The sequence below is a fragment of the Gelatiniphilus marinus genome, assembly GCF_042684345.1.
Taxonomy (GTDB): Bacteria; Bacteroidota; Bacteroidia; order Flavobacteriales; family Flavobacteriaceae; genus Gelatiniphilus; species Gelatiniphilus marinus.
On the sequence record NZ_JBHULK010000001.1, the window covers coordinates 380,781 to 399,267 of the forward strand.

The 18,487-nt window shown below is 38.0% G+C and carries 12 protein-coding genes; all 12 read left to right on the forward strand.

The genetic code is table 11. The features are described 5' to 3' along the window. Positions 1-173 precede the first annotated feature (173 nt). Complete coding sequence (locus ACFSQS_RS01630) at positions 174-2,423, forward strand: GH92 family glycosyl hydrolase (RefSeq protein ID WP_388013068.1); 2,250 nt, start codon at positions 174-176, stop codon at positions 2,421-2,423. 27 nt (positions 2,424-2,450) lie between these two features. Beyond that, complete coding sequence (locus tag ACFSQS_RS01635) at positions 2,451-4,328, forward strand: sodium:solute symporter family protein (RefSeq protein ID WP_388013071.1); 1,878 nt, start codon at positions 2,451-2,453, stop codon at positions 4,326-4,328. Positions 4,329-4,438: 110 nt separating this feature from the next. Further along, complete coding sequence (locus ACFSQS_RS01640) at positions 4,439-5,410, forward strand: glycoside hydrolase family 130 protein (protein WP_388013074.1); 972 nt, start codon at positions 4,439-4,441, stop codon at positions 5,408-5,410. Between the two features lie 82 nt (positions 5,411-5,492). Continuing rightward, positions 5,493-6,533, forward strand: a complete 1,041-nt coding sequence (locus tag ACFSQS_RS01645; protein WP_388013077.1) for a carbohydrate-binding family 9-like protein — start codon at positions 5,493-5,495, stop codon at positions 6,531-6,533. 5 nt (positions 6,534-6,538) lie between these two features. Continuing rightward, on the forward strand, positions 6,539-7,690 hold the full coding sequence (locus ACFSQS_RS01650) for a glycoside hydrolase family 18 protein (protein WP_388013080.1): 1,152 nt from the start codon (positions 6,539-6,541) through the stop codon (positions 7,688-7,690). Positions 7,691-7,722: 32 nt separating this feature from the next. After that, entirely contained in the window at positions 7,723-8,862 is a 1,140-nt protein-coding gene (locus ACFSQS_RS01655) for a family 10 glycosylhydrolase (protein WP_388013083.1), read from the forward strand. A 93-nt stretch (positions 8,863-8,955) separates the two neighbouring features. After that, complete coding sequence (locus tag ACFSQS_RS01660) at positions 8,956-9,150, forward strand: T9SS type A sorting domain-containing protein (protein ID WP_388013086.1); 195 nt, start codon at positions 8,956-8,958, stop codon at positions 9,148-9,150. 15 nt (positions 9,151-9,165) lie between these two features. Further along, positions 9,166-9,600 carry a hypothetical protein gene (locus tag ACFSQS_RS01665; protein WP_388013089.1) on the forward strand — a complete coding sequence of 145 codons (435 nt, stop codon included), beginning with the start codon at positions 9,166-9,168 and terminating at the stop codon, positions 9,598-9,600. A gap of 389 nt (positions 9,601-9,989) precedes the next feature. Beyond that, on the forward strand, positions 9,990-12,209 hold the full coding sequence (locus tag ACFSQS_RS01670; RefSeq protein ID WP_388013092.1) for a GH92 family glycosyl hydrolase: 2,220 nt from the start codon (positions 9,990-9,992) through the stop codon (positions 12,207-12,209). A 16-nt stretch (positions 12,210-12,225) separates the two neighbouring features. Then, on the forward strand, positions 12,226-14,550 hold the full coding sequence (locus ACFSQS_RS01675; RefSeq protein WP_388013095.1) for a glycoside hydrolase family 20 protein: 2,325 nt from the start codon (positions 12,226-12,228) through the stop codon (positions 14,548-14,550). Between the two features lie 101 nt (positions 14,551-14,651). Beyond that, the gene (locus tag ACFSQS_RS01680; RefSeq protein WP_388013098.1) at positions 14,652-17,018 is read left to right on the forward strand and encodes a PSD1 and planctomycete cytochrome C domain-containing protein; all 2,367 of its coding nucleotides are present in this window, start codon (positions 14,652-14,654) and stop codon (positions 17,016-17,018) included. A 4-nt stretch (positions 17,019-17,022) separates the two neighbouring features. Further along, positions 17,023-18,480: a DUF1501 domain-containing protein gene (locus tag ACFSQS_RS01685; RefSeq protein WP_388013101.1), complete on the forward strand. Its 1,458-nt coding sequence runs from the start codon at positions 17,023-17,025 to the stop codon at positions 18,478-18,480. Positions 18,481-18,487 lie beyond the last annotated feature (7 nt).

Consider the following 18,487-nt stretch of genomic DNA (forward strand, 5'->3'; position numbering starts at 1 on the left):
TATTTTTTTTCAAAAACAGTCCCAAAAAAATGAACCCATAATATGTGTTTATTAAGATAAAAAAAGACCGATTGATTTTGTTGTTTAGCTATGCTACGCTGTTATTAGTCTAAAATACTTAACCGCTAACTTAAAATTGAAGATATTTATTTAATTAAAAAATACGATTTAAAATGTTAAAAAAATACACGCTTATCATTCTTGTTTTAATAGCTTTTATTTCTTGTAAAAAAGAAGATAGAAAGCCAGCACAAAACAAATTAAAAAACACCGCTTTTGTCGATCCATTTATAGGTACGGGTGGCCATGGGCATACCTATCCGGGGGCAACTGTGCCTTTTGGCATGTTGCAGGTAACACCGGTTAATGGTATTAGCGCCTGGGATTGGTGCTCGGGCTATCATTATTCAGATTCTATCGCTGTTGGTTTTAGCCATTTAGCATTAAGCGGAACGGGTATTGGCGATTTGGCAGATATACTGTTTATGCCTATAAACAAAGAAGTCGATTTGTCGCCAACGCCACTATCGCGCGATTCTTTACATTATAAATCCAAGTACAGCCATAAAAACGAAAAAGCATCACCGGGCTATTATCAAGTGTTTTTAGAAGACCATAATGTAAACGTAGAGCTAACAACAGCCTTACGAACCGCTTACCATAAATACACTTTTGCAAAAAACGATACACAGTCTGTGGTTATCGATTTAGGATTTGCCATTAATTGGGACAAAGCGCTACAAACCTCAATTACTATTGAAGACGAATATACCATTAGCGGATATAGATTCAGCAAAGGTTGGGCAGCAAACCAAAAAGTGTTTTTTGTCGCTAAGTTTTCAAAACCCATAACAAAGCATCATATTTATACCGATGGAAATAGAGTTGAAGAGACATCTTCCGAAGGTATAAAAACATCAGCTCAATTATTTTTTGATGCTCAAGATTCATCAGAATTATTCACCAAAGTAGCACTCTCTTCCGTAAGTATTGAAAACGCTAAAGACAATTTAGAAGCGGGCGATTTTAATTTCGATACGGTTAAAGCTGATGCTGAAAAAACTTGGGAAAAAGCTTTAACAAAAATAGAAGTCGAAACCCCAATCGATTCTTTAAAAACCATATTTTACACCGCCATGTACCACGCTCAAGTAGCACCGGTAACTTTTAGCGATAAAAACGGACAATTCAGAAAAGAGAACGACGAAATTGTTACTGCTGAAAATTATATCGCATATTCAACACTATCACTTTGGGACACCTTTCGAGCCGAACATCCGCTTTTAACTTTAATTGAACCCAACCGAGTTTCAGACATGATTAATAGCATGTTGGCGTATTACGAAACCAGAAAAATATTACCGGTTTGGACGCTTTATGCCAATGAAACCAATACGATGACGGGCTACCATTCCATCCCCGTAATTGTTGAAGCTTACCTAAAAGGCATTCGTGGTTTCGATGCCGAAAAAGCTTTTGAAGCCATGAAAACCACGATGATGCAAGACGAGCGCGGATTAGATCATTACAAAAAACACGGGTACATTCCGTATAATTTAATAGACGAATCGGTTACCATTACTTTAGAATATGCTTACAACGATTGGTGTGTGGCGCAAATGGCGAAAGCTTTAGGTAAAACAGAAGATCATGAATTTTTCTCGAATCGCTCAAAAGCATACGAGTATTTATTTGATAACAAAACAGGATTTATGCGGGGTAAATCTGAAGATGGTAAATCTTGGAACGAACCCTTCGACCCCAAACACTCCAACCACCGGGAACAAACCGATTATACCGAAGGTAACGCGTGGCAACACAGTTGGTTTGTCCCACATGCGGTAGATGATTTAATTACCCTACACGGTGGTGGCGATACTTTTACAAACCGTTTAGAACAACTGTTTACCGAAAGCTCTGAAATTACCGGAGATAATATTTCAGCAGACATAACAGGGCTTATCGGGCAATACGCCCATGGTAACGAGCCGAGTCATCATATTGCTTACATGTTTAATCATGCCAATCAACCTTGGCGCACACAATATTGGGCACGCCATATTATGGATACGCAGTACAACACCACACCAAACGGATTGAGCGGTAATGAGGATTGCGGACAAATGTCTGCGTGGTATGCTTTAAGTTCTATTGGATTGTACCCAATGAATCCCGCTTCCGCGGAATACGAAATTGGAAGCCCGATTTTCGAAAAAGCAAGCATTAATCTTTCCGAAGGAAAATCGTTTACAATTGAAGCCGAAAATGTTTCAGATAAAAATATTTACATACAATCGGCAACCTTAAACGGCGAAGATTTTAACCAAACGTCTATTTCTCACAAACAAATTATAGAAGGCGGTACGCTGCATTTTGTTATGGGGAGCCAGCCCAATAAAAACTGGGGAACGGCCAATAACTAAAAACTAACCAATAACAACCAATCTTAAATGGATATCATTGATGTATCAATAATTGTAATTTATATTGTATTAACTTTAGGTGTAGGAATTTGGATTTCTAAAAAAGCCTCAAAAGGTTTAGATTCTTATTTTTTAGGCGGCAACAGTATAAAATGGTATTATTTAGGATTGAGTAATGGTTCGGGAATGTTCGATGTTTCCGGCACCGCGTGGATGGTGGGCATCCTCTTTTTATACGGCGCAAAAAGCTTTATGTTTATGTGGATTTGGCCCATTTGGAATCAAATTTTCATTATGATTTTTCTTGCCGTTTGGATTCGCCGCTCGAATATTATGACGGGTTCCGAGTGGATTTTAACACGATTTGGCGATGGTAAAGCCGGTAGAGCATCGCATCTAATAGTCGCTGTTTTTGCCATTGTGGCATCCATTGGTTTTATTGCCTATTTTTTTGAAGGCGTTGGTAAATTTATGACCATTATTTTACCTTGGGATTTAACGCTTAGTATGGGCGATAGCACATTATTACTATCCGAACAAAGCTATGCATTAATCATTATTTTTCTAACCACCATTTACACCATAAAAGGCGGAATGTTTTCGGTGGTTGCCACTGAGGTTTTACAATATGGCATCATGGTTTTAGCAGGTGTTTTGGTGGCTATTTATGCGTTTGTAACCATTACCGATGCACAAATAGCAGCAGTGATTCCGGCAGAATGGGGGTCTTTGGCATTTGGGATGGAACTTGAAGGTTTCTGGGATGGTAAACTAAACGCCTTTAACGATTTAATAGATTCCCAAGGTTATAAAATGTTTGGCGCTTTTATTGGCATGTCTTTATTTAAAGGTGTTTTTGCAAGCATTGCAGGCCCAACACCAAGTTACGATATGCAGCGTATTTTATCAACGCGCACCGTTAAAGAAGCTGCTTATATGAGTGGTTTTACCAACTTGGTGCTTTTTATTCCGCGTTATTTATTAATAGGTGGTATTGTGGTTATTGGCTTGGTTTTTTTAACGCCAGAAATGAGTACATTACAAAGTATAGGGTCTAACGATTTAGAAATTATTCTTCCAAAAGTTATTAATTTTCATGTGCCAGTTGGTGTAAAAGGCTTGTTGTTAGCAGGTCTTTTGGCGGCATTTATGTCCACCTTTTCAGCATTTGTAAATTCGGGGCCAGCTTATATTGTAAACGATATTTATAAAAAGTATTTTAAACCCGAAGCATCTCCAAAACATTATATAAAAGCGAGTCATTTGGCATCGTTTGCTTTGGTAATTGTTGGTGTTGTTATGGGGTTTTTCGCAGATTCTATAAACTCTTTAACACTGTGGATAACCAGTGCGCTTTACGGTGGTTATGTAGCTGCAAATTTTTTAAAATGGATTTGGTGGCGGTTTAACGGTTGGGGTTATTTTTGGGGTATGTTAGCAGGTTTAATTATTGCCACACTTCAGTTTTTATTAGATCAAAATAAGGCTAATATTGATGCAGGCACATGGCTGCACGATTTAGCACAAATACCAGCTATTTATATATTTCCAATCATATTTTTTGTGTCGTTATTAGGCTCGTTTTTAGGTACGTGGTTTACCCCGGCAACAAATATGGAAACCTTAAAAAGTTTTTACGGCAATGTAAGACCTTGGGGTTGGTGGAACCCTGTATATAAAGCTCTTAAAAAAGAAGACGAATCGTTTACAAAAAATAATGGTTTTATAAGTGATATGCTAAACTGTATTATTGGTATCATCTGGCAATCCAGTATGATTGTATTGCCTATTTATCTTATGATAAGAGACTACCAAAGTACACTTTGGGCATTATTGGTTTTTGTAATTACTTCAATAATATTAAAATTTACTTGGTTAGATAAAGTAAAAAAATATAAAGATTAGAACATAGAATATTTTTCAGTTCGAGATTTTTCATATTTCAGAATAAAAAAAAACGATTTAAATATAACAATACATTCAAAAAAAAAATTAATTAATAATAAAAATATAGCATGCAAAACAGATCCTTTCCTTGGCAAGATAAACCCCAAGATTGTAACGATATTTTATGGCGACATACAGCCAACCCCATAATTGGAAGATACGATATTCCAACATCCAACAGTATATTTAATAGTGCCGTTGTGCCTTTTAAAGATGGTTATGCAGGTGTTTTTAGGTGTGATAATAAAGCGGTGCAGATGAATATTTTTGCGGGCTTTAGTAAAAACGGTATAGATTGGGAAATCAATCACGAGCCTATTAAAATGCAAGCGGGAAATACCGATATGATTGAATCGGACTATAAATACGACCCACGGGTGGTATTTATTGAAGACCGTTATTGGATTACCTGGTGTAACGGTTACCACGGGCCAACTATTGGTATTGGATACACTTTCGATTTTAAGGAATTTTTCCAGTGCGAAAATGCTTTTTTGCCATTTAATAGAAATGGAGTTTTATTTCCTCAGAAAATAAACGGAAAATATGCCATGTTAAGCCGCCCAAGCGATAATGGACACACACCATTTGGCGATATTTACATCAGTTACAGCCCAGACATGAAATATTGGGGCGAACACCGCTGCGTGATGAAGGCAACAAACTTTGAAGATAGCGCGTGGCAATGCACAAAAATTGGTGCAGGCCCAATACCTATTTTAACAAAAGAAGGTTGGTTAATGATATACCATGGGGTTATTACAACCTGCAACGGATTTCGCTATGCTATGGGCGCCGCATTGTTGGATGAAAACGAACCCGATAAAGTAAAATTTAGAACGCAACCCTATTTATTAGGGCCAGCAGCACCATACGAAATGATGGGCGATGTGCCAAACGTGGTGTTTCCTTGTGCCGCTTTGCATGATGAAAAAGAAGATAAACTGGCCATTTATTATGGAGCTGCCGATACCGTTGTTGGTTTAGCTTACGGGAAATTAAGCGAAGTGATTCAGTTTACAAAAAACAATAGTTTGTAGAAAAAAGTACGTGTAGTATTTAAAGTTAAAAGTGCCTAAAGTTTTTAAAATGAAAATAAAATTTAATTTTTTAACGATAATTATGGGTTGTTGTTCAATGCTAAGTTATGCGCAACAAAACAAAGAAACTATTCCAAAAACGTACGTCGCCTATAAAACCTCAGAAGTTATAACCATTGATGGTAAAGCTGATGAAACGGTTTGGGAAAAAGCAAAATGGACGACTGATTTTGTTGATATTGAAGGTATTAAAACACCAAAATACCAAACCAATGTAAAAATGCTTTGGGATGAAAACTACTATTACATTTTGGCCAAAATGAAAGAACCACACGTTTGGGGCGATATTACCGAACGCGATGCCATAGTTTTTTTTAACAACGATTTTGAGGTTTTTATAGATACTAACGGCGACACCCATAATTATTACGAATTAGAAATTAATGCACTTAACACGGTTTGGGATTTGTTTATTAATAAACCCTATAGAGAAGCCAATAATGTAGCGCTAAACGATTGGAACTTTACGGGTTTAAAATCGGCCGTAACCGTTAATGGCACACTAAACAATCCAAATGATATCGATAAAAGTTGGACGTTGGAAATCGCCATTCCGTTTAAAGATCTACGTACCGCTTACCATCAAGATAATGTGCCAAGGGATCAATTTTATCGAGTTAATTTTTCAAGAGTGAATTGGGATCACGAAATAACAAATGGCAAATATGCTCGTAAAACAGATGAAAACGGTAAGTTTTTACCCGAATACAATTGGGTGTGGTCGCCACAAGGTGTAATTAATATGCACGAACCCGAAAAATGGGGCTACGTGTATTTTTCTTCTGAAGAAGTTGGTAGCCTTGTAGCTTTTGAAATCCCGAAAGATGAAAAAATCAAATGGAAATTGTACGAGCTTTTTCGTGCCAATAAAGCGTACCATAAAACCCATAAAACATCGGCAAAACGTATCGAAGATTTAACTACATCCAAAATAATTATCCTCAATAAAGAAATAGATCCAACCATTGAAAACCACAGTTTCGGATGGACCATTTCAGCGAAAAGCCCGTTTTCAAACAAGTTGTTAGTTGTAAAAGAAGATGGCGCTTTTATTAAAAAATAAAAAAGATGAAACAGTTTACATACCTAATTTTAGCCCTGCTATTTTTCGCATGTGCCAACGAAACCGAAAAAAAACCAGTTTCAAAAAAGGTTGAATCCACCAAAAATAAATCCAACGAAAACTATAAGATAATCGGTTACGCCGCCGGCTACGAAGATTACGATTTTTCAAAAATCGATGCTACAAAACTCACGCATATCAATTTTGCTTTTGCAAATATTGTGGAGGGCAAAGCGGCATTCGAGCTAGAAACCGATGCTGCAAAAATTGCCACTTTAATCGGTCTTAAAAAACAAAATCCAGATTTAAAAGTGCTGTATTCTGTAGGTGGTTGGGTGTGGTCCGATCAATTTTCAACCATGGCAGCTTTTGAATCTTCAAGAAAAAAGTTCGCACAAAGTTGTGTCGATTTGTTGAAAAAACATGGTTTTGATGGTGTAGATTTAGATTGGGAATATCCGGGGCAGCGTGCAGAAGATAATATTTTCCGTCCGTCTGATAAAGATAATTTTACTTTGCTTTTAAAAACTATTCGCGAAGCTTTAGATGTCCAAGGCAAAAAAGACAACACCCATTATTTGCTAACCATTGCCACAGGCGCAGACCAAGCCTATATTGATAATACCGATTTGGGAGAGGCCCACAAGCACCTCGATTTCATCAATATTATGTGCTACGATTATTTTAATGGCTGGATGCACCAAACGGGGCATCATGCGAATTTGCATCCATCGGGAAAAGATAAATACGATGTAAACAGCGGTGTGCAAGCTGTTGAAAGACATATAAAAGCGGGTGTTCCTGCCGATAAATTGGTCATGGGCATTCCGTTTTACGGCAGGCAATGGGACCAAGTAAGTTCTGCAAAAGACGGTTTATACGAACCCGCCAACCAAGGTGGCATAATCGTGGCCTATTGGGATATTGTAGAAAAAATAAAATCTGGCAACTACAAAAAAGGCTATGATGAATCTGCAAAAGCATCCTATTTATGGAATGCTACCGATAGTATTTTTATCTCTTGGGAAACTCCAAAAGAGATTGAATTAAAAGCTAATTACATAAAACAAAAAGGTATGGGAGGCGCCATGTTTTGGGAGTATAGCCTCGATAAAGATCAAGAGTTGCTTAACACGCTCTATAATAATTTGAAATAAGCGTATCTTTATAAATTTAAACCTTCATTCAAATGAAAACATTACGGCTCTCTTTTATTTTTACAATTTTAGGTATGCTTTTGGCATGTAATCAAAATGAAAAAAAACATGATCATTCAGCTGATATTTCCAAAGAACAAACTGCTATAAATACAAATGAATCTGCATTCGAATTTGGCACTTGGATCACTTCAAACAAAAACAAATCCAACGCCGATTATGCCAAGGAATTCAAACGTTACAAGGCTGGTGGCATTGATGAACTTCTAATAAATACGGGTACAGACCCCAAGGAATTAGAGCGTTTGGTGCCCATTGCAAAAGCCGAAGGTTTAAAAGTGCACGCGTGGATAATGGCTGTAAACAGACCGGGAGATAAAGAAGCGCTAAAGCATCCGGAATGGTACCAAGTGAGTCGCGATGGAAAATCGTGCCACGATACGCGCCCTTATGTGGGCTATTACCAATGGTTGTGCCCAACACGCGAAGAATCTAGAAACCATATATTAGGTTTGGTTGAAGGGTTGGCAAAAGTTGAAGATGTGGAAAGTGTGCATTTAGATTATATTCGTTTTCCGGACATATTTTTACCTATCGGATTATTGCCAAAATACAATTTGGTTCAAGATACCGAAATGGCAGAGTACGATTTTTGTTATTGTGATGAATGTGTAAATGCCTTCGAAAAAATCCATCATAAAAACCCACGGGAAAGTAAAAACACGGCCATCGATATGGAGTGGAAAAACTTCCGATTAAACGCCATTAGAGCTTTGGTTAACGATGCTTATAAAATTGTGCACGACCATAATAAACTGTTAACGGCGGCGGTATTTCCGTATCCGGAAATGGCAGACCACATGGTGCGCCAACGTTGGGACAAATGGGATATCGATGAGGTTTACCCGATGATTTACCACGGATTTTACAACGAAGAAATCGATTGGATCGGTTACGCAACCAAACAAGGCGTAACCGATGTAAAAGATGAGGGCATCGTGATAAATACGGGTATTTATATGCCAGATTTTAAATCGGTTGACGAGTTGAAACAAGCCATTATGTATGCCAAGGACAACGGTGCAAAAGGCGTTACCTTTTTTGATGGGCCAACGTTAACCGATGAATATTTAGAAGCTATAAAAGATGTGAAAGCTTCTTTAGTAAAATAGTTTAAAAAACGATTAAAACAGTTATGCTTTTAAACTATTGAAAAAGAAAATGATGATATTTATCATTTTTTAATAATCGTCTCTTTCCTAAATTTGGATAAAATTTTTGCTAACCAAAACGAAGATGTCGTGCATTACGAACTTTACGATTTCTATTCCAACCTTATTTTAAAAGGAAATTTACGCAACCAAACGGAAATTAATGTATCTAGATATAAAAAGGGCATTTATATCTTAAAAATTACAACAACTGATGCCCACGAAACGCATCGAATTATCATCGAATAAAAAAAAATAAAGAAAATGAAAAATTTAGTTTTAATGCTTAGTTTAACGCTTGCAATTGGTTCCTGTAGCCAAAACGAGGAAAATATCCAAACGGATGCTTCAGTTTATGGGACTTGGCAGTTAATTAAAAGTACAGCAAACAATGTTGACGGTTCACCAAGCGGTTGGCAACAAGTTGAAAATGGCTATAAGATTATTTTCAATAAGGATTTTAGTTATGAATCTGAAATACATCCATCAGATTGTAATGGTATCAGTAGTAGTACTTATGCTGTTCAAAATGAACCGGGAAATAGCACAATAGAAACCACTATTGTTTGTGATAACCCGAACAAGACCTTTAAAAGTAAACATTCTTATAGTTTTGAAGATGCTACGTATTTAATTTTAACCCCAATAGAACCCAGCTGTCCTGAAGGTTGTGCCTTTATGTTTAAAAAGGTAAATTAAAGCTAGCTCAAAAATGAAAGCTATTTAAAAAATAAAAAAAACTTTTTTTGGAAATAATCTATAAGAAGATGTAACAGAATGATTTTTCGTAATTAACAATCAACTTTTTGAGAACCTTATCAGTCCTGTTGGGTTAGATGCTGTAACGAGTTCAGCATACTAAACTTAACAGGTCTGCTTATGTAATGGTTTTAAATACTTATTCAGTTTTATAAGCAGATAAATAGGCGTATATTTACCTTTATTTAACTTGGTCGAAAAATTAAAAAAGCATTTTATAAACTAAAAAATAACGGCGCAAAGGGCGTTACCTTTTTTGATGGGCCAACGTTAACCGATGAATATTTAAATACGATAAAAGAAACCAAAGCCTTAATAAACAAATAATCATGTTTAAAAATAGTTTCGTTTTAATCATAGTTTGCATGTTCTTTTTTAGCTGTGCATTGGATAAAAATGATTCCGTTAAGGCTAAAAAATTAACCCATTATGTCAATCCGTTTATAGGCACCGATGGCCCCGGAAACACCTATCCCGGTGCAACCGTACCGTTTGGCATGGTGCAACTAAGCCCCGACATTGGTATTCCGGGTTGGGATCGCATTGCGGGTTATTTTTACCAAGACTCCATAATTTCTGGGTTTTCGCATACGCATTTAACCGGCACGGGCGCGGGCGATTTATACGATATTTTGGTCATGCCTACCAATAGCCGTTTTAATGAGCGTATCGAAGCCAATGGTTTTAGGCCTTTTTCTAGTTATTCGCACGATAAAGAAGCGGCATCACCCGGTTATTACAGCGTCGATTTATTGGATTATGCCATTAAGGCCGAAGTTACCGCGACCAAACGCACGGGCATTCATAAATACACCTTCCCAAAAGATAGCTTGTCGCAAATCCACATCGATTTGGGATATGCGCTCAATTGGGATGCGCCAACCGACACGTATATTAAAGTTATAAACAATACCACAATCGAAGGCTACCGAAAATCCACAGGTTGGGCAAAGGATCAGCGCGTGTATTTTCAAATGGAATTTTCAAAACCTTTTGATTCGTATCAATTGTATCAAAATGATACGCTAATAAATCCCGATAGTCGAGATTCCGCGAAAGCGAAAAACACAAAAATCATTTTAAATTACAATACCGTTGAAGGCGAAGAAATCATATTAAAAACGGGGATTTCAACAGGGAATATTGAAGGCGCAAAATTGTCATTGGAAAAAGAAGCCCCTCATTTTGATTTTGAAACTTACAGAAAACAAGCCGATAGCATTTGGGAAAATCAATTGCAAAAAATCAGCATCGAAACCAAAAACGAAACCCAAAAACATATTTTTTATACCATGCTTTACCAAAGCATGTTGGCGCCCACGCTTTTAAGCGACCACAACGGCAATTACAAAGGTGCCAACCATACCATGATGCATGCCGATGGTTACGAGCGTTACGACACCTTTTCGTTGTGGGACACGTACAGAGCGGCACATCCGCTGTACACCATTATGCATCCTGAACGCGTGGGCGATATGATTCAATCCTTATTGGCACATTACAACGAAACCGGATTGTTGCCCGTATGGTCCATGCAGGGGAACGAAACCAATATGATGATTGGCTACCACGCCATTCCGGTCATTGTCGATGCTTATTTTAAGGGCATCGATTTTGATGTTGAATTGGCTTTTGAAGCTTGTAAAGCTAGTGTGATGGACGACGGCCGACAAATTGATGTGTATAAAAAACTTGGTTTTATTCCTGTTGATGAAGCGCACGAAAACTGGTCGGTTTCCAAAACCATGGAATACGCTTACGGCGATTGGTGCGTGGCACAATTTGCAAAGGCTTTGAATAAAACCGATGATTACGAGTACTTTTTAAAACGCTCGGAAAATTGGAAAAATATGTACGATGCAAAGAGCACTTTTATGCGTCCGAAACTTGAAGATGGTACGTTTATAAAAGATTTTGTACCCAAAGATTATTCGGCATATTTCTGCGAAAGCAACGCATGGCAATATTTTTGGTCGGTGCAGCACGATGTAAACGGGCTCATTAAAACCGTTGGTGGCAACGAGCGATTTGAGCAAAAGCTGGATTCGATGTTTACGTTAAATCCGTTGCCAACCGATAAATTGCCCATTTTCAGTACAGGCATGATTGGGCAATACGCACACGGCAACGAACCCAGTCACCACGTAGCTTACTTGTATAATTATATTGATAAATCTTGGAAAACCCAATTCAGGGTGCGCGAAATTCTTGAGACCCAATATAAAAATGAACCGAATGGCCACTGCGGAAATGAAGATTGCGGACAAATGTCCTCGTGGTATATTTTTAGCAGTTTGGGCTTTTATCCGGTAAATCCAGCCGAAGGTTTGTACCAATTAGGTTCGCCACTTTTTGATAAGGCCACCATTAATTTGGAAAACGGAAAACAATTTATAATTGAAACCATTAACAATTCACAAGCTAATATATACATTGAATCCATTAGCCTTAACGGAAAGAAAATCAATAGAAATTATATTGAACATAAAGAGATAATAAACGGCGGAACATTGGTTTTTAAAATGACAAACTCGCCTAATAAACCCTAATTAATTGAATAGACAAATGAAATTAAAAGTAGTATTAGTATTCGCATTAAGTTTGATTTTTTTTGGTTGTAACACTAAAGAAACCAAGGTGTTTACCGAAAGCGACATTCACGTGATTCCAAAACCTGAAAGCCTAAAATTAATTGAAGGGAACTTTCAGTTTAACAAAAACACGGTATTTTATGTTGCCGACAAAGCGCAATCTGCCGCGGCACAAATTTTAATCGACAGGTTTAAAGAAGCTCAAGGTTGGGAATTAAAAACGGTTGACACACAACCAAAATCGAATTACATTCAATTTAAAACTTCCGAAGATATTGAAGACGAAGGCTATAAATTAATGGTTGAAAATGATGTTATAACAATTCAATCCAACGATTTTAACGGATTTTTATACGGTATTCAAACCTTAAGGCAATTACTGCCACCAGCCATTGAATCGCAAACTAAAATAGCAGATATTAGTTGGGTAATTCCTAATGTTGAAATAGCTGATAAACCACGTTTTGAATGGCGTGGGTTGATGCTTGACGTGTCGCGTCATTTCTTTCAAAAGGAATATATTAAAAAAACGATTGACCGATTGGCATTTCATAAAATGAATACCTTTCATTTTCATTTGATAGATGACCAAGGTTGGCGAATCGAAATTAAAAAATACCCAAAACTTACCGAGGTTGGTGCTTGGAGAGTCGATCAAGAAGATAAACCATGGGATGGACGTTACACACCAAAATTAGACGAAAAAGCAACTTACGGTGGTTTTTATACCCAAGACGATATTAAAGAAATTGTAGCTTATGCTGAAAGTCGTGGTGTAACCGTTGTGCCAGAAATTGAAATGCCAGCACACGTTACCAGCGCCATTGCTTCGTATCCGGATTTGTCGTGTTTAGAGAAACCGGTACCAGTGCCATCGGGTGGTTTATGGCCAATAACAGATATTTATTGTGCTGGTAAAGATTCTACTTTCGAGTTTTTAGAAGATGTTTTGGTTGAGGTAATGGCATTGTTCCCATCAAAATACATTCATGTTGGTGGCGATGAGGCTACCAAAACCAATTGGGAAAAATGTCCGCATTGTAAAAAGCGCATGCGGGACGAACAACTTAAATCTGTTGAAGAATTACAAAGTTATTTTATTAAGCGTATGGAGCGTTTTATAAGCTCAAAAGGACGTGTACTTATTGGTTGGGATGAAATTTTAGAAGGCGGTTTAGCACCCGGAGCTGCAGTAATGAGCTGGCGCGGAGTTAAAGGCGGATTAGAAGCCTCTGCAGAAGGGCACGATGTGGTAATGACACCCGGAACACATTGTTATTTCGACCACTACCAAGGCCCAATGGATACCGAACCTTTGGCGTGGGGCGGCCATTCGCCAGTAAGTAAAGTATATCAATTTGATCCTATTGTAGATGGTATGAGCGAAGAACAAGCTAAACATGTTTTAGGCGGTCAAGCTAATTTATGGGCTGAACATATAACCACCGAATCGCATTCTGAATATATGATTTTCCCCAGATTGGCGGCCATGTCTGAAGCCGTTTGGAGCCCAAAATCCAGTCGCGATTGGGTCGATTTTTCTTCGCGTATGGAAAATATTTTTAAACGTTACCAGCATCAAGGCATTAATTACGCTAAAAGCGCTTACACCATAACATCTGAAACCGAGGTTGATGAGGCCACAAATACCATTACGGTATCTTTAAAAAACGAGTTTCCTGTGGCAGACATTCGATATGCATTAAACGATGCACCACTTGATGAAACTGCAACAACTTATACCAAACCTATCGAAATCAATTCAACTACAACCATTAAAGCGTCGCTTTTCGAAGATAATAAACCTGTTGGAAAAGTATTCGAAAAGACCTTTAATTACCATAAGGCAGTTGGTAAAAAAGTAACTTACAATACCAAATACAGCGATAGTTACAAAGGCAAAGGTGCAGGAAATATGGTAAATATTGTTCGTGGCACTAAAAATTTTCATGATGGCCAATGGCAAGCGTGGTTGGTAAAAGACATGGAATTAACCATAGATTTAGAAGATGAAACCGAAATCTCTAACGTATCTGTTGGCACTATGGAAAGCCAAGGTCCAAGTATCTATTTTCCAACGCAGGTTGAAGTATTGGTGTCTAACGACGGAAAATCATTTACAAGTGTAGGGAAAATCGATAGGCCGTATAAAAACAACCCAGGAATAACGCTTAAAGATTTTAGTATTGATTTTAACACGCAAAAAGCGCGATTTGTAAAAGTTAAAGCCAAAAATTTAAAGACATCTGAAAACGGAAATGACACATGGATTTTTGTTGACGAAATTATAGTGCGTTAAAAACTCCCATCAAGCTATGGGATAGCGTTATTCGTCGAATTTTTTTTGATTAACATTATATTCTGCTTAATATAAATGTTTTACAAATAAAATCGGCAACAATGGCAAAAGGTAAAAAATCTAAAAATCGCTTGGTTTTAACACTCTGTTTTTTAGTGCCTTTTGCCATGGTTTGTTTAATAAAGTATGGGGTTTTTGTTTCAGGTGGTTCCTATCAATCTGTTGATAATGTAAGCTCGACCCAAAATTCTAATTTAACATCAAACGAAAATACAACCAGCTTACCCGATAATATCGATTATATATTTGATGTAAAACCTATACTGTCAGATCGTTGTTATTTATGCCACGGACCAGATGAAGGTACCCGAGAAGCAGGTTTAAGACTAGATACCAAAGCAGGTGCTTATAAAGCATTGGCTAGCAATTTAAATAATCATGCCATAGTTCCCGGAAAACCAGAGGAAAGTAGGTTGGTTTTTAAAATCACAAATACCGATCCTCAGCAAATCATGCCACCACTTAGTTCAAATTTAACCTTGTCTGAATACGAAAAACAGGTATTGATTAAATGGATAGAACAAGGTGCCGAATGGAAAACGCATTGGGCTTTTTTACCGCCTAAAAAAAAGGAACTTCCCAAAATAGTAAACAAAGATTGGGCAAGTAACCAAGTTGACTATTTTATCGCAAAGCGATTGGAAAAAGAGGGTTTAAAACCATCTGAAGCAGCTTCAAAGGAACAGTTAATTAGAAGGGTGTTTTTTGACCTCACAGGGCTTCCGCCAACCATAGAAGATATTGATGCTTTTATTAATGATAAAGATGCCAATGCTTACGAAAAGGTAGTCGATAAATTATTGGCCTCAACGGCCTACGGCGAGCGTATGGCGGCAACTTGGTTAGATCTGTCCAGATATGCCGATACCCATGGCTATCAAGACGATTTAGAGCGTATTATGTGGCCTTGGCGCGATTGGGTAATTAGTGCTTTTAACAGAAATATGCCTTATGATACGTTTGTAAAGTGGCAGTTGGCAGGCGATTTAATACCCAATGCAACACCCGAGCAAATCGTGGCTACGGCATTTAACAGAAATCATAAAATCACCCAAGAAGGTGGTGTGATTGATGAAGAATATCGTGTGGAATACGTTATGGATAGAGCCAATACCACATCAAAAGCCATTATGGGCTTAACCATGGAATGCGCCAGATGCCACGACCATAAATACGACCCCATTTCGCAAAAAGAGTTTTATGCGTTTTATGGGTTTTTCAATAAAGTAGATGAAAAAGGACAAATCGATTATGGCGAAATTCCTCAACCCAACATTACTATCACTCAGAAGGAAATTGATGAAACCTTAGCATTTATAAACTTACCGGACTCTATCAAAGAGGTAAAGCTTATGGTAATGAAAGACAATGCGCCCAACAGAAAAACCCGTATATTAAAGCGCGGGGAATACGATGCACCGGATGAAGAGGTAGCATTGGGCACACCAAACTTTATTTTAAAATATTCAGATTCATTACCAAAAAACAGATTGGGACTTGCCAAATGGCTTTTCCATAAAGATAATGCATTAACTGCAAGAGTTGCCGTAAACCGCATGTGGCAAGACATTTTTGGTGTGGGTATTGTGTCAACTTCAGAAGATTTTGGTAACCAAGGAGCCTTACCATCGCACCCGGAATTACTGGATTGGTTGGCTGTTACTTTTAGGGAAGAAGGTTGGGACATGAAAAAAATGTACAAACGTTTGGTCATGTCCAACACCTATAAACAAACCTCTAAAATAACACCTGATTTATTAGAATTAGATCCAGATAATGTGTTTTTAGCAAGATATTCGAGAAGTAAACTAACCGCAGAAATGATTCGCGATAATGCATTAGCAGTAAGTGGTTTGTTGGTTAACAAAATTGGAGGGCCAAGTGTAAAACCGTATCAACCTCCGGGGCTATGGGCAGAAACAACTGGCGGTGGTGGTGGAAGTACCGCAAAATACATACCAGATACAGGTGAAAATTTATATAGAAGAAGCTTATACACATTTTGGAAACGTACAGTTCCGCCACCATCAATGATGACTTTTGATGCGCCAACCCGCGATTTTTGCGAAGTTAAACGCCAAAAAACCAGCACACCATTACAGGCTTTGGTAATGCTTAACGATCCGCAACTTATTGAAGCTGCAACGCATTTAGCGAAAAATATAATGAAAAACAAAACCCTATCCCGAAAGGAAAGGGTACAACTTATTTTCAGAAAAATAACCTCTCGTTTTCCTAATGAATACGAATTACAAACCTTAATTGATTATGTGCAAACTGTTGAAAAAGAGTTTGAAACCAATACCCAACAAATAGCCAAAACGGGTAGTGCTTCAAAAACCGAATATGCTTATACCATGCTTTCTAGCTTAATATTCAATTTAGACGAAGCCATTATTAAAGGATGAAATTATGGAAGAACTAACTAAACACTTTATAAATAATAATAGACGGCATTTTTTAAAAAAAGTGGGCTTGGGCATTGGCGGTTTAGCGGCAGCATCTTTATTAGATCCGTTTTCTGCTTTAGCAAGTAGCAATAGTGCGAATCCAACAGGGTTAAATTTACCACATTTTGCACCAAAAGCAAAACGGGTTATTTACCTCTTCCAAAGTGGTGGGCCTTCGCAATTAGAGCTTTTCGATTACAAACCGCTTTTAAATAAAATGCGAGGTCAAGATCTTCCAGATTCCGTTAGGCAAGGGCAGCGCTTAACAGGAATGACCTCGGGCCAAGACAGTTTCCCGTTGGTTGGTAGTAATTTTAAATTTAATCAATATGGCGAATCCAGAGCTTGGGTAAGTAGTTTAATGCCATACACAGCCAAAGTTGTTGATGAGCTGTGCTTTATTAAATCCATGCACACCGAAGCTATAAACCACGATCCGGCAATTACCTTTTTTCAAACAGGTTCCCAGCAGGCAGGTCGCCCAAGTATGGGCTCATGGCTAAGTTATGGCTTAGGTAGCCTTAACGAGAACCTGCCTACATTTACAGTATTATTATCCAGAGGTACGGGGCGCCCATTCTCTCAACCTTTATACTCCAGACTCTGGGGCAATGGGTTTTTAAGTTCGTTGCACCAAGGGGTGCAGTTTAGATCGGGTAAAGATCCAGTACTGTATTTAAAAGATCCCGATGGCATGACGCGGGCACAACGACGCGCCATGCTCGACCATATTAGCAAGTTGAACCAAAAACAAGAGGCCGAGTTTGGCGACCCAGAAATCAATAGTCGCATTGCGCAATACGAAATGGCATATCGTATGCAAACCTCGGTTCCCGATGCGATGGACATTGAAAAAGAACCAGAGCACATCATTCAAATGTATGGCGTCGATGCTATGATTCCGGGTACTTATGCTGCAAATTGTTTGTTGGCAAGACGTATGGCAGAGCGCGATGTACGTTTTATTCAATTATATCACATGGGTTGGGACCAGCATTTCGATTTGCCTTCTCAAATAGAAAAACAAGCCAAAGATATTGATCAAGCTACCGCAGCGCTTATTATGGACTTGAAACAACGCGGATTACTTGAAGATACTTTAGTGGTTTGGGGTGGCGAGTTTGGAAGGACCAATTACAGCCAAGGCACTTTAACCGATATAAACTACGGCAGAGACCATCATCCAAAATGCTTTACCATGTTTATGGCTGGCGGTGGCGTAAAGCCAGGGTTTACCTACGGAGAAACCGACGATTTTGGTTATAACATAGTCAAAGACCCCATGCACGTCCACGATTTGCAGGCCACTTTAATGCATTTAATGGGCGTAGATCATACTAAGTTTACCTATAAACACCAAGGCAGGCGTTTTAGGCTAACCGATGTTTCGGGGCATGTGGTTAACGATATTTTATCCTAATATTTTA

Coding starts and splice junctions, on each gene's coding strand:
- ACFSQS_RS01630 (WP_388013068.1), top strand. CDS start 174: ATGTTAAAAAAATACACGCTTATCATTCTTGTTTTAATAGCTTTTATT.
- ACFSQS_RS01635 (WP_388013071.1), top strand. CDS start 2,451: ATGGATATCATTGATGTATCAATAATTGTAATTTATATTGTATTAACT.
- ACFSQS_RS01640 (WP_388013074.1), top strand. CDS start 4,439: ATGCAAAACAGATCCTTTCCTTGGCAAGATAAACCCCAAGATTGTAAC.
- ACFSQS_RS01645 (WP_388013077.1), top strand. CDS start 5,493: ATGGGTTGTTGTTCAATGCTAAGTTATGCGCAACAAAACAAAGAAACT.
- ACFSQS_RS01650 (WP_388013080.1), top strand. CDS start 6,539: ATGAAACAGTTTACATACCTAATTTTAGCCCTGCTATTTTTCGCATGT.
- ACFSQS_RS01655 (WP_388013083.1), top strand. CDS start 7,723: ATGAAAACATTACGGCTCTCTTTTATTTTTACAATTTTAGGTATGCTT.
- ACFSQS_RS01665 (WP_388013089.1), top strand. CDS start 9,166: ATGAAAAATTTAGTTTTAATGCTTAGTTTAACGCTTGCAATTGGTTCC.
- ACFSQS_RS01670 (WP_388013092.1), top strand. CDS start 9,990: ATGTTTAAAAATAGTTTCGTTTTAATCATAGTTTGCATGTTCTTTTTT.
- ACFSQS_RS01675 (WP_388013095.1), top strand. CDS start 12,226: ATGAAATTAAAAGTAGTATTAGTATTCGCATTAAGTTTGATTTTTTTT.
- ACFSQS_RS01680 (WP_388013098.1), top strand. CDS start 14,652: ATGGCAAAAGGTAAAAAATCTAAAAATCGCTTGGTTTTAACACTCTGT.
- ACFSQS_RS01685 (WP_388013101.1), top strand. CDS start 17,023: ATGGAAGAACTAACTAAACACTTTATAAATAATAATAGACGGCATTTT.